The 13089-nt window shown below is 62.8% G+C and carries 12 protein-coding genes; 11 read left to right on the forward strand and 1 reads right to left on the reverse strand.

Annotated elements, in window-relative coordinates; all coding sequences use genetic code 11:
• Position 1: 1 nt before the first annotated feature.
• The 11 genes from F2P44_RS06890 to F2P44_RS06940 all read left to right on the forward strand — a co-directional run bounded on the left by F2P44_RS06890 (position 2) and on the right by F2P44_RS06940 (position 11549).
• A complete protein-coding gene (locus tag F2P44_RS06890) occupies positions 2 to 1759 on the forward strand; it encodes a TIGR02594 family protein (protein ID WP_167085978.1) in 1758 nt (585 codons plus the stop codon).
• Positions 1756 to 2271 carry a hypothetical protein gene (locus F2P44_RS06895; protein ID WP_167085979.1) on the forward strand — a complete coding sequence of 172 codons (516 nt, stop codon included), beginning with the start codon at positions 1756 to 1758 and terminating at the stop codon, positions 2269 to 2271. Before F2P44_RS06890 ends, F2P44_RS06895 begins: the two co-directional genes overlap by 4 nt.
• A gap of 230 nt (positions 2272 to 2501) precedes the next feature.
• Positions 2502 to 3590 carry an IS630 family transposase gene (locus F2P44_RS06900; RefSeq protein ID WP_167086151.1) on the forward strand — a complete coding sequence of 363 codons (1089 nt, stop codon included), beginning with the start codon at positions 2502 to 2504 and terminating at the stop codon, positions 3588 to 3590.
• 24 nt (positions 3591 to 3614) lie between these two features.
• The gene (locus F2P44_RS06905) at positions 3615 to 4496 is read left to right on the forward strand and encodes an N-acetylmuramic acid 6-phosphate etherase (protein ID WP_167085980.1); all 882 of its coding nucleotides are present in this window, start codon (positions 3615 to 3617) and stop codon (positions 4494 to 4496) included.
• Between the two features lie 66 nt (positions 4497 to 4562).
• Positions 4563 to 5837: an MFS transporter gene (locus F2P44_RS06910; RefSeq protein WP_167085981.1), complete on the forward strand. Its 1275-nt coding sequence runs from the start codon at positions 4563 to 4565 to the stop codon at positions 5835 to 5837.
• 10 nt (positions 5838 to 5847) lie between these two features.
• Positions 5848 to 6972 carry an acyltransferase family protein gene (locus F2P44_RS06915; RefSeq protein ID WP_167085982.1) on the forward strand — a complete coding sequence of 375 codons (1125 nt, stop codon included), beginning with the start codon at positions 5848 to 5850 and terminating at the stop codon, positions 6970 to 6972.
• Positions 6973 to 7057: 85 nt separating this feature from the next.
• The gene (locus F2P44_RS06920; protein WP_229423426.1) at positions 7058 to 8620 is read left to right on the forward strand and encodes a glycoside hydrolase family 10-like protein; all 1563 of its coding nucleotides are present in this window, start codon (positions 7058 to 7060) and stop codon (positions 8618 to 8620) included.
• The gene (locus F2P44_RS06925; RefSeq protein WP_167085984.1) at positions 8617 to 9522 is read left to right on the forward strand and encodes an N-acetylglucosamine kinase; all 906 of its coding nucleotides are present in this window, start codon (positions 8617 to 8619) and stop codon (positions 9520 to 9522) included. Before F2P44_RS06920 ends, F2P44_RS06925 begins: the two co-directional genes overlap by 4 nt.
• 63 nt (positions 9523 to 9585) lie before the next feature.
• Positions 9586 to 10380: an N-acetylmuramoyl-L-alanine amidase gene (locus F2P44_RS06930; RefSeq protein ID WP_167086152.1), complete on the forward strand. Its 795-nt coding sequence runs from the start codon at positions 9586 to 9588 to the stop codon at positions 10378 to 10380.
• A gap of 80 nt (positions 10381 to 10460) precedes the next feature.
• Positions 10461 to 11072: a M15 family metallopeptidase gene (locus F2P44_RS06935; protein WP_167085985.1), complete on the forward strand. Its 612-nt coding sequence runs from the start codon at positions 10461 to 10463 to the stop codon at positions 11070 to 11072.
• 75 nt (positions 11073 to 11147) lie between these two features.
• Entirely contained in the window at positions 11148 to 11549 is a 402-nt protein-coding gene (locus F2P44_RS06940; RefSeq protein WP_223165006.1) for a GNAT family N-acetyltransferase, read from the forward strand.
• 50 nt (positions 11550 to 11599) lie between these two features.
• Here F2P44_RS06940 and F2P44_RS06945 read toward each other — a convergent pair whose 3' ends face one another.
• Entirely contained in the window at positions 11600 to 12985 is a 1386-nt protein-coding gene (locus F2P44_RS06945; protein ID WP_229423427.1) for a Fic family protein, read from the reverse strand.
• Between the last annotated feature and the right edge of the window lie 104 nt (positions 12986 to 13089).

Consider the following 13089-nt stretch of genomic DNA (forward strand, 5'->3'; position numbering starts at 1 on the left):
CATGACCCGCGAATTCATCAGTGCCAAGTACGATGCCAGTATCCTGACCGTCGATTACGCCGGGGACGACGGCACGCACCTGCTGCGCACCGGCGGCACCATCGCATGGCGTTTCAACAATCCCGGCAATCTGCGCCCCGCCGGCACCAAGCTGATCATGGGCGCCATCGGCATTGGCAAAACCAAGAGCAATGGCAGCTTCCTCATTTTCAAGAGCTATGCCGAAGGTCGCCTGCAAAAACAGAAGCTGCTTCGCCGCAAATATAACCAGCGCACCATCTACACCATGCTGACCGGAATCCCCGACCCCCAGCACCCCGGCAAGATGATGATGGGCTACGCACCGGCTTCGGACAATAACGATCCGCTCGCCTACGCCAACGCCATCGGCAAGCATACCGGCCTGCCGATTACGACCAAGCTTGCCGACATTTCCGACGCCAAGCTGGAGGAAGTGCTCGACGCCATGGAAGCGAAAGAAGGTTTCCATGGCATGAAGCATACGCGCAAGGAAAAAGAAATCGGCACCACCTCGGTCACCGTCTCCGATGGCGCCAAGCCCAAGCCCGACGTACCGGTGCAAATCAAGATCGGCGACAAGACTTACGAGAAAAAGACCGACCAGCACGGCCAACTGCCCAAGATTGCCCACACCGAGCCGGGCAAGAAAGCCGAAATCCATTTTGCCGACGTGGCGGGCGAATGGAAGAAACAGTTTGAATTCGTCATGGATGGCGTGTCCAATGCCTACGTCCTGCTGCACGACCTGGTCAGTTACGAAGCCCCGACCGCGCCCAAGAAACCACCGGCGAGCGTGACCACGCCGGCGCGCAAGCCATTCAACCATCTGGTGGCGCGCAAGGAAACCCTGGCGATCCTGGCCGAGCGCTTCAAGACCAGCGTGGCCGCGCTCATGAAGGACAACAAGGCCATCAAAGACCCCAGCAAGATTTACGTCGGCCAGATCATCGGCATTTACGGGCCGCCATCGAGTACGCACCAGAGTGGCGCGGCCCGGCCGGCGCCCAAGGCGGCCGCCAGGCCGGCAGCGCAAGGCGGCAAAGCAGCCGCCCCGAGCGCACCGGCGGCGGGCGCGCCCCTCACGCGCAGCAAGGAAGGCAAGGGCGAACCGCTGGCCATCGTGCCAGTGGACCAGAAAGCGGCGCCCTGGATGGTGGTCGCCATCGAAGAAGCCAGGAAATGGGCTGGAAAAGAAGAAGACGTCATTACCAAGACCGGCAATTTCCACAAGCGGATGGGCATGGGCGGGGAGATGGTGCATACCCCTTGGTGCGCCGCGTTTGCCAATTACTGTCTCAAGACGGCCGGGGCGCCGTACGAAAAGAGTGCCTCGTCGCAGTTTCCTACAAGTTCCAAGAAGTTCAAGAAAATCGGCAAGCCGGTGTATGGTGCGATAATGGTCATGCGCAACTATGTCCGCAGCACGGGCAAGGCGCATGGCACCGGACACGTCACGTTCGTGTATGGCGTCACGAGCGATGGCAGAGTTGCCGGCCTGGGCGGCAATCAGGGCGATTGCCTGAAGGTGTCCAAATATCGGGTAACGGGCGTGTCGGGCAGTTTCAAGCTGAAAGGCGTGCAACTCGATCAGAAATTCCATGCTTTCTATATTCCCGTCACGTACGAAGAATATGCCAAAACACAAGGCGAACCGGAAACGGTGGATAGCGATGACGTCAACAAGAATTTCCTGCAGATTGCCGTGGTCAAAGACGGCGCCAACGAAAAAACGCAATGATGCTGACACTTAAACATACGATCTTGTTGCTCACGCTGGGATGCAGTGCTGCAGCCCAGGCCGGCTCGACCGATGGCTTGCACCTTGCCGCCATCGCGGGCAAGACGGCACTGCCCTACGCCGACTCGGTGAAGCAACTGTTGGCAGACAATGCGGCGCACATGATCAGCTGCGGCGACTATGCCTTGAGCCTGGCAAGCTTGAGCACCACGGATTTGCCGCGGCAATTGACCAGCGAACTGGCACTTGCCGCAGTCAGAGACAAAGCGAAACACAAGAAACTTGGCAAGATCCTGACCGGCTTTCGCAGCGAGACCCTCAAGCGTGGGTTCGATGCCGTGTTGACGTATGAAGTTCAGGGCACGCAACTGCGCCTGTACGGCATTTCCGGCGCGGATGATGTCAAGGTCGTGGTATCGAGCTTGCCGCTCAGCGATGCCTCGGATCAAAAGAAATTCAATTTCGCCGCCTGCAAGGCCTTGGCCAGCTTGCCTGTGCTGGCTGCGCCTTAAGCGCCGGTCCCGGCAGGCGATGCTCCCGGGGTCGAACTCACAAGCCCCAATTCTCTGCCCAAGAGTTCTGTTCTGCGCGAATAAGCTGGGCGCGCTGCCGTCGTGGGCCACATGTTCGCGGCCCGCATGCGATCAGTGGCCAGTGGCTAGTGTCCTGAGTTAAAAATTCATTGACTAATTTTCTACATGGACTATGTTGTATGCATTCAATGCGCAACATGGAGGCTGTTATGGGAGCAGGACGTCCTAAGGCGGAGTTGGTGTTGAAGGATACGGAACGCGATCAGTTGTCGGTTTGGGCCAGGCGCCGTAAGACGGCACAAGCACTGGCATTGCGTTCGCGGATCGTGCTGGCGTGTTCAAGTGGCGCTGAGAACAAGGCAGTCGCTGCAGAGTTAAAAGTGACGAAACAGACGGTGTGCAAGTGGCGCGGCCGGTTCTTGCAACTGCGGCTCGATGGTTTGCTTGATGCGCCGCGCCCTGGTGCGCCACGCACAATCGACGATGCGCGAGTGGATGCCGTGATCGCCAAGACGCTGGAAACGCAGCCGATGAACGCAAGCCATTGGAGCACCCGGACGATGGCGAAGGAGGCAAGGCTATCACAGACCGCAGTCAGCAGAATTTGGCGCGCTTTTGGTTTGCAACCGCACCGCCAGGAAACGTTCAAGCTCTCCACCGACCCCTTGTTTGTTGAAAAGACCCGCGACATTGTGGGGCTGTATATTGATCCGCCAGTCAAGGCCATGGTGCTGTGCGTTGACGAGGAAAGCCAGATTCAGGCACTCGACAGGACTCAGCCGATTCTTCCTTTGGCACCAGGAGTCGCCGAACGGCGTACCCACGATGACGAGCGGCATGGAACGACCACGCTTTTTGCTGCGCTTGAGATCGCTATCGGCAAGGTGATCGGCGAGTTACATGGTCGGCATCGCAGCAGCGAATTTTTAAAGTTCTTGCGTACTATCGAGGCGTCCGTCCCGACTGACCTGGACCTCCATCTCGTGATGGACAATGATGGCACGCATAAAACTCCTGCAATGCGGAGCTGGTTTGCTCGCCATCCCCGGTTCCATGTCCATTTCACACCAGCTTCAGCGTCGTGGCTCAAGCAGGCCGAGCGCTGGTTTGCCAGCTTGACCGAGAAGCAGATTCGGCGCGGAACGCATCGTTCCACACGTCAGTTGGAGGATGCTATTCGCTCTTACCTGGCACTGAATAACGCCGAACCCAAGCCCTTCGTCTGGACAAAACCGGCCGACGCGATCCTCGCCAGCATAGAGCGATTTTGTCTGCGAATTTCTAGCTCACCACACTAGCCGCATCGAAGTAGCGGAGCGGCCATGTTGAACACAGAAACCCCCGACCGGCAGCATGCGGACCTGGACCAGTACCCCACCGGCGAACTGGTCGATACCCTCATCGACGACCAGTTTCACGCCGTGCGCGCGGTGCGGGCCGCGTCAAGCCAGATCGCCGTCGCCGTCACAGCCGCCCTGCCGCGCATCGATGCCGGCGGGCGCCTCATGTATGTGGGTGCCGGCACCTCGGGGCGCCTGGGCGTGCTCGACAGCGTTGAACTGTATCCCACCTTTTCCTGGCCGCAGGAACGCGCGCTGGCGCTGCTGGCCGGCGGCATCGACGCCATGTTCGTCGCCGTCGAAGGCGCCGAGGATGACAGCGCCCAGGGCGCGGCCGACCTGCGCGCGCTCAACCCGGGGCGCGACGACGTGGTGCTGCTGCTGGCCGCCTCCGGCGCCACGCCCTATGTCATGGGCGCCCTGCGCGCCGCCGCCGCGGCCGGCGCCCTGACCATCGGCTTCGCCAACAACCCCGACGCGCCGGTGGTGCGCGAAGCGCAGATCGGCATCACCCTCGATACCGGCCCGGAAGTCATTTCCGGCAGCACCCGCCTGAAGGCCGGCACTTCCCAGAAAATCGCCCTGAACACCTTTTCGAGCGCCCTGATGGTGCGTTTACACAAGGTCTACGGCAACCTGATGGTAGACTTGAAGCCAACCAATGCCAAGCTGGTGCTGCGCGCGGTCCGCCTGACGATGTTTGCCACCGGCGCCGACGAGGCCGCCGCACGCGCGGTGCTGGAACAATGCGATTTCCATGTCAAGGTCGCCATCGTGGCCATGATCAAAAAAACCAGTATCGCCCAGGCCAGGGTCTTGCTTGACAGTGCGCGCGGCAGCGTGCGCCAGGCACTGGCCGCCTGACTGCCTTTCCGTGGCTTGCGCGGGCGGCAGCGGCGGCCGCCCGGCCTGCATGATCACGAAAGAATTATGCAAACTGCGCAACAGAAAAGTCCGTGGCTGTGGGTGCCCTCCCTGTATTTCGGTCAAGCCATTCCCTACGTGGTGGTGATGACCCTGTCGGTCCTGATGTACAAGGACCGCGGCGTGAGCAACGACGATATCGCCTTCTACACCAGCTGGCTGTACCTGCCCTGGGTCATCAAGCCGCTGTGGTCGCCCCTGGTCGACCTGGTGCGCACCAAGCGCTGGTGGATCGTCAACATGCAGCTGGCCATCGGCGCCGGGCTGGGCGCGGTCGGTTTCACCATGCATTTGCCGGGCTGGTTCCAGATCAGCCTGGGCGTGCTGTGGGTGATGGCCTTCTTTTCCGCCACCCACGACATCGCCGCCGACGGCTTTTATATGCTGGGCCTGAAGCAATACCAGCAAGCCGCCTTTGTCGGTGTGCGCAGTACCTTTTACCGGCTTGCCACGATTGCCGGCGGCGGTGCCATGGGCATGCTGGCCGGCCATCTGACCACCCGCAGCGGCGACGCCGTCTTTGCCTGGACGGTCGTGTTCTCCGTGCTGGCGGCGCTGTTCGTGGGCCTGTTCGCCTATCACAGCGTGGTGCTGGAGCGCCCGGCCGAGGACAAGACCGTGCTTGGGGGCGACAACAAGCTGGCCGAATTCTTTGCCACCTTTGCCTCATTTTTCGGCAAGCGCGACATTTGGCTGATCCTCGGCTTCATCCTGACCTTCCGCCTGGGCGAATCGCAATTGCTCAAGCTGGCGATTCCCTTCATGAAGGACCCGGTCATCAAGGGGGGCCTCGGCATGACGACCGCGCAGATCGGGCTGGGGTACAGCACCATCGGCATCGTCGCGCTGACCCTGGGGGGCCTGCTGGGCGGCTACCTGATTTCGCGCCTGGGCCTGAAGCGCTGCCTGTGGCTGATGGTGTTCGCGGTGCACCTTCCCGACGTCGTGTTCGTTTACCTGGCCACTGCCCTGCCGCAAAATTTCGTGCTGATCGCATCGAGCATCGCGCTGGAGCAATTTGGCTACGGTTTCGGTTTCACCGCCATGATGCTGTACATGATCATGGTCTCGGACGGCGAACACAAGACCGCCCATTACGCCATTTGCACCGGGCTGATGGCGTTCGGCATGATGGTGCCGGGTATGTTCAGCGGAAAAATCCAGGAAGTCCTGGGCTACCAGCATTTCTTCATCTACGTGTGCCTGATGACCATTCCCGCCTTCATCATGGCGGCGCTGGTGAAAATTGATCCGGAATTTGGCAAGCGGGTTGATAAATGATGGCGGATCAATGACGGCGCCAGCCCGCCTTGCCTCGCTGGACGCCTTCCGCGGCTTCACCATCGCGGCCATGACCTTGGTCAACAATCCGGGCGACTGGAGCCAGCTGTATTCCCAGCTGGCGCATGCCCACTGGCATGGCTGGACCTTCACCGACTGGATTTTCCCCTTCTTCCTGTTCATCGGCGGGGTCTCGATGGCGTTCTCGCTGGGGCGCCTGGCCGCCGCCGGGGCCGACAAGCCGACCCTGCTGCGCAAGTTGGCCGTGCGCGCGGGCATCATCTTCCTGATCGGCCTGGCGCTGAATCTGGTCCCCGGCTTCGACCTGTCCACCGTGCGCATTCCTGGCGTGCTGCAGCGCATCGCCATCTGCACCCTGCTGGCCGCCCCCATCGTGCTGTATTTCAGCTGGCGCCAGCAAGTGCTGTGGATCGCCGGCCTGCTGGCGTTCTACAGCGTGCTGATGCTGTGGGTACCGGTGCCCGGCATCGGCGCCGGCGTGCTCGAACCGGGCCAGGACGTCGGCGCGTATATCGACCGCCTGCTGCTGGACGGCCACCTGTGGCCGCAGTCCAAAACCTGGGACCCGGAAGGCTTGCTCTCAACCATCCCCGCCCTGTGCAGCCAACTGCTGGGCGTGCTGGCGGGGCGCTGGCTGCTCTCAAGCCACTCGCGCACGGAACAGACCGTCTGGATGCTGCTGGCCGGCCTGGCCCTGCTCTGGATCGGCGCCATGCTCGACGTCGTGCTCATGCCGATCAACAAGAGCCTGTGGACGCCGTCGTTCTGCCTGTTCATGACGGGCTGGGCGCTGATCGTGTTTTCCAGCTTTTACTGGCTGCTCGACGCCAATCCCCACCTCCCGCTGCGCAGCGCGGCGGCGCGCTGGAGCACGCCGCTGATTATTTATGGCATGAATGCGCTATTCATTTTCGCATTTTCCGGGCTGGTGTCTAAAATGCTGGGCTTGATCGAGGTCGGCGGTGTGTCGCTGGCGCAAGGGCTGTATGCACAGGTCTGCGCGCTAGGCGTGTCGCCTGTCAACAGCTCTTTGCTTTATGCTCTGCTGTTTAATGCGGCGATGTTCTTGCTTGCATGGTGGATGTGGCGCAAGAAATGGTTTGTAAAAGTTTAAATTGGGGAATGGTTTGCAGCCGAACAGGACAAGACGCGCATTCGCGCTAGCAGGGGTAGCCGGCGCCATGGCGCTGAGCGGGTTGATGACAGCGTGTACCACGGCCACGCCGGAGGCGGGGCCGGGCGGGGCCGTGGGCGTGGTGCCCAGCCCGGCCACTATCCAGGGCGGCAGCGAGACCGTGCCGCCGCTGGCGCCGCGCGAATTTCGCGCCGCGTGGGTCTCGACGGTGGCCAATATCGACTGGCCGTCGCGCGCCAATCTGTCGGCCGAGAAACAGCAGGCCGAGGCACTGGCTATCCTGGACCGCGCCAAGGCCATGAACCTGAACGCCATCGTGTTGCAGGTGCGGCCCAGCGCCGATGCCATCTATCCGTCCAAGCTGGAGCCGTGGACCGAGTACCTGAGCGGCACCCAGGGCCAGGCGCCGCAGCCGTGGTACGACCCGCTCAAGTTCTGGGTTACGCAAGCCCATGCGCGCGGGCTGGAGTTGCACGCCTGGTTCAATCCCTACCGCGCGCGCCACGCCACGGCCAAGTCGCCGCCCTCGCACGACCATATTTCCAAGGCCAATCCGGCGGCGGTGAAGAGTTACGGGCGCTTTTTGTGGATGGACCCGGGCGAAGAGTCGGCGTCCAAGCACACCCTGGACGTGATCCTCGACGTGGTGCGCCGCTACGACATCGACGGCGTGCACCTCGATGACTATTTCTATCCGTATCCGATCGAAGCGCCCGGCGCCAGCGGCGCGGAAACGGCCGCGCTCGACGGCGCCTACGTGCCCAAGGCCGAACTGGAGTTTCCCGACCAGCCGGCCTGGCAGCGCTACCTGCTCTCCGGCGGCAAGCTGGAGCGTGCAGACTGGCGCCGCCAGAACGTCAACAAGCTGATCGAAGCGATGTACGCCGGCATCCACCGCGAGAAAAGCTGGGTGCGTTTCGGCATCAGTCCCTTCGGCATCGGCCGTCCGGACCGGCGCCCGCGCGGCATTGTCGGCTTCAGCCAGTACGACAAGCTGTACGCCGACGCCGAACTGTGGCTCGCCAACGGCTGGCTCGACTATCTTTCGCCCCAGCTGTACTGGGCCATCGGCCAGGCCCCGCAAGCCTACGACGTGCTGCTCGACTACTGGGTCGGGCAAAACGGCAAGCGGCGCCATATCTGGCCCGGCTTGTTCACCAGCCGCATCGGGGCTGCCAGCAAGGGCTACCAGGCCAACGAAATCGTGCAGCAGATCGGCGTCACGCGCAGCCGTCCGGGCGCCGGCGGCCACGTGCATTTCAGCATGGTGGCGCTGATGGATAACCGCCAGGGCATCAGCGAGCAACTCAAGAGCGGCCACTACGTCGCGCCGGCGCTGGTGCCGGCCTCGCCGTGGCTGGGCGACGACGCGCCCGGCTTGCCGACGGTCAGCGCGCGGCGCGAGGGCAACGGCGTGGCGTTGAAACTGACGGCCGGCAAGTCCAACGCGCACTATGCGATCTGGTCGCGTCACGGCGGCGAATGGCGCTTTGCGGTCGTGCCCGCTTCGCGCGCCGACTGGACCGTGCTGGACGACGCCAGACTCGGCCCGGCCAGCGCCGTGTTCGTCAGCGCGGTCGACCGCCTGGGTAACGAGGGCGAGCGCCTGTCGGTCCTCAAGCCATGAGTGGCCTGGGCCTCGGCATCGATGCCGGCGGCACCCGCACGCGCTGGGCGCTGGCGGCGGCTGGCGGCGCCATCGTGGCCGAGGGCGAGGTGGACGGTTTGTCGGCCTTGCAGATGGGCAGCGTGGACGGCCGTGCCAGCGTGCAAGCCAGTTTTGCCGCGCTGGCGGCCACCGTGCTGGTCCATGGCCGTCCGCAGGCAGTGCGCGCCGGGCTGACCGGCTTCGGCGGTGATGGCGCGCAGTTGCAAGCGTGGCTGGCCGGACCGCTCGGTTTGCCGGATGAAAAGGTCGTGCTGTGCAGCGATATCGAGATTGCCTATCTCGCCAGTTTTGCGCCGGGCGAGGGTTACCTGGTGTATGCCGGCACCGGCTCGATCGGCGCCTGGATCGATGCCGATGGCGTGTTCCAGCGCGCGGGCGGCCGTGGCGTGATGCTCGACGACGGTGGCGGCGGTTTCTGGATCGCGCGCGAGGCGCTGCGCCACATCTGGCGCAATGAGGATGAAGAACCGGGCCGCTGGCGGGCGTCGCCCATGGCGCAGGCGGTGTTCGCGCAGATTGGCGGCGACGATTGGGCGCTGTCGCGCCAGTTCATCTATGGACAGGACCGCGGCGCGGTGGGCCGGCTGGCGCTGGCGGTGGCCGCCAGTGCGCAGGCCGATCCGGTGGCGGCCGCGATACTGGAGCAAGCGGGCCGCGAGCTGGCGCGCCTGGCGCTGGCCTTGACGGCGCGTTTCGGCGCGCGGCCAGTGGTGCTGGCGGGACGCGCCGCCGCGCTGCATCCCTTGATTGTGAACACAATGCGCGCCAGCTTGCCGGATACGATAAGCTTGACGCAGACGACGGCGCGCGCTCATCATGCAGCGGCGCGGATTGCTGCGACCACCGCCCCCGTCGTTTAAGGCCGTCGTTCCCGCCTGCGCGGGAGCGACGGTGATGTGAAACTTTTACCTTTCTATTCGCCGATGAAAACCCTGCTCGCCACGCTCCTGATCGCCCTGCTCACCGGCTGCGCCACCGGCCCCGCCATCGACCACACTTATTCCGCCAAAGGCCAGAGCAGCCGCGTCAAGTTCGTGATCCTGCACTACACGGCCATTAACCTGCCGCAATCGATCAAGGTCCTGACCCAGCAAACGGTGAGCAGCCACTACCTGCTGACCGACGAAACCAGCCCCATCGTCTACGGCCTGGTCGATGAAACGCGCCAGTCCAACCACGCCGGTGTATCGAACTGGAAAAACTACACCCTGCTCAATGGCAGCTCGATCGGCATCGAAATCGTCAACCCCGGCTTCACTGACACTCCCAGCGGCCGCATCTGGTATCCCTTCCCGCAAGCCCAGGTGGACCGCCTGATCGTGCTGCTGCAAGACATCGTCAAGCGCCACAATATCCCTCCGGAAAACATCCTCGGTCACAGCGACATCGCCCCCCAGCGCAAGCAGGACCCGGGTCCGATGTTCCCGTGGTTCCAGCTGGCCCAGCAAGGCCTGGCGGTCTGGCCCGACGCCGCCAAGGTGGCTGCCGCGCGCCCCGGGTACGACCTGCTGCTGCCCGACGTGCCCTGGTTCCAGGCGCGCCTGGCCACGGTCGGCTACGCGGTGCCGCAGACCGGCCTGCTCGACGAAGCGACCCGCAACGTCATCGGCGCCTTCCAGATGAAATACCGCCCGGCCACCATCGACGGCACGCCGGATGCCGAAACGGCGTCCCTGCTCGACGCGCTGACCGCGCCCGCCGCCAAGCCGGCGGCATAAGCGGACCAGACCATGCACCTGCGCCACATCGACGTGTTCCACGCCCTCATGCAGGCGGGGACGATCGGCGGGGCACCATCATGATCGAGGGCTTGCCGATCGAACAGCTGGGCCAGAGTGCCGACTTCCGGCACTTGTCGGATATTGCCGGGATTGCCGTCGACCTGCGCTATGCGGGCGTCGATAACTTCACCGGGCGCGACCTGTACTCGCCATTCGACTTCGCCTGGCTGCACCGCGACGCGGCGGCAGCGCTGGAGCAGGTCGTGGCCTGGCTGGCGCGCGAGCGGCCCGGCTGCACCGCGCTGGTCCTCGACGCGCTGCGCCCGCAGCGGGTGCAGGAAGCGCTGTGGGATGCGCTCGACGGCACCGGCCTGCGCATGTACCTGGCGCCGCCCGAGCGCGGTTCCATCCACTCCTTCGGCATGGCGCTCGACATCACGATTCTCAACGAACACGGGCGTGAACTCGACATGGGCACCGCCTTCGACGACATGAGCGAGCGCTCGCACCCGGCGCGCGAGGCCCTGCTGCTGGCGCGCGGCGAACTGACGCCGCTCCAGGTGGAAAACCGCCAACTGCTGCGCATGGCGATGGCGCAGGCCGGTTTTGTGGGCATTGCCAGCGAATGGTGGCATTTCGATTGCGGCGACCGCGACCGGGTGCGGCAAACCTTCCAGCGCGTGCTGTAAAGCGGCGCCAGCGCGTCGCAGCGCTGGCTGTTACCATAAAGCACTTTCAACATCCGGCGCACGCTGCCCCTGCCCATGAACATCAGCCTGGACGACCAGATCGGCGACGCCGAAGTCATTGCCCTGTACCGCGCCAACGCGTGGTCCTCCGCCGACAAACCCGCGCAGCTGATGGCGGCGCTGCGCAACTCGCACAGCCTGGTCACGGCGCGCGAGAATGGCGTGCTGGTCGGCATCGGCAATGCCATCTCGGACGGGCACCTGGTGGTCTACTACCCGCATTTCCTGGTCGACCCGGCGCACCAGCGCAAGGGTATCGGGCGCCAGATGATGCAGGCGCTGTGCGCGCGCTATGCCGGCTTTCACCAGCAGATGCTGACGGCCGACGGCGACGCCATCGCCTTCTACGAATCGCTGGGCTTCACCCGCGCCGGCCGCACCGCGCCGATGTGGATCTACGCCGGCAGCGAACACTGAAACAAGTGCTTCTCAGCGGATCGGCAATCAAGGCGGCGCACTGCGGACCGCTACTGGCCAGGGCGTCCCTCGTCAATCCAGGTTTGCGTTTCTTTCATGCCAAGCCGGTAACGCGCACAGTTAAAATCTGCCAGGATGTTCAGTTCCTTGGCTAGCAATTGCTGGAACCTTGCCGTGTCCTCGGCAGGCAATTCCAGGGAAGCTATTGCATCGGCCATTGATTGACGGCGTCGGACCACCGACCCGACCGCTTCGCTGAGTGCTTCGCGGTACTTGACGCGGAACGGGTCTGGTGAATCCAGGGATCCCGATACAGCCTTGTATTTGGCTTGGGAGCGTCGATAGGTCCAATCGAAGAGGTCTACCGCCATCGAGACATTGCACGCTTCGTAGACACCCATCATCGCCAGCGCATAATCGTCACGGTCAACATCGAGAAACGACAGTGGCGCCTGGTTGTACAGCATGAGTGGAATATTAGCGGCGACCCGGCTCACCCGCTTGTTGCCGTCTTCAAACGGCTGGAGATACGCCAGGTTTACCCAGAGGAAGAAAGCTGCCTCCAAAGGATTCTTGATGTGCTGTGCCTTGACGATAATGCGTTCGAACATCTCTTCCAACACCGCCGGGACTTGGTTCGGAATATAGGTACTGCCGCTGAGGTTGACTACCTTCGTGCGAATCGCGCCGAGTGACGCAACATCAACTAACAAGTCATGCATGAGTACGGCGTGCACATTGCGAAGCAGGCTGGTGTTGAGCCCTTGCATGGGAACAGCATCCACAATGAACTCAATGGCAGCTTTGTGATTGAGCAGCATGACAGCATCGCTGTCGGTAGCGGCAGCGCCGCTTTTGAAGAGCTCTGCCGTATCCAGAAGCGTGTAGCGATTGCCTTCGAGACGAGACGACGACCATGAAAGGTCGATGAGTAATTGCTCCAGCACTTTCCGAGCATAGGTGCCGGCGGGAAGTTGGCCTGGGAGATGACCGAGCGCAAGCAGTTCTTCTGCGAGTTCAGGCGGCAGCAAGAAAGTGCTGTTGGGCTTGTAGTCGTCAACGAATTCCCGACGATACGTGACGGGTGTACGCGCAGCCAAGGGCATTGTCAGTTGTTGCCGGAGCTGAAGGCTTTCCGCGCGCCAGCGGGGGCCAAGCTCGACTGGTTGTATTGTGGCAAGTAATGGTGTCGCCACCTGTTTAGGGGGAACAGCCGCGTTCGTTGTGAGCAGGCGATAGCGCGTAGCGCGGGCTTTGCCTGCGACCTCGACCTGCCCGCCAGATGCCAATTTGGACAACAGTCGCTTGACCGCATCCTTGCTTGATCCGGTGGCGTTAACCAATTGCGACGATGAGACGTACTCATCTCCAGCCTTGGCCATGTCAGTCAAGACTTGTAGGAGAACTGCGGTGGTAAGGCGGCCGTTATAGCGCATCGATTGGCTCGGTAGTGTGAACCGATTCTACCGACATTACGCTGATTCGGTAGTATCGGTGCAATTTTCCAGTATCGGTGCAGTTTTCTAAGTATTGGTGCGGT

The organism is Massilia frigida (genome assembly GCF_011682175.1).
Taxonomy (GTDB): Bacteria; Pseudomonadota; Gammaproteobacteria; order Burkholderiales; family Burkholderiaceae_D; genus Telluria_A; species Telluria_A frigida.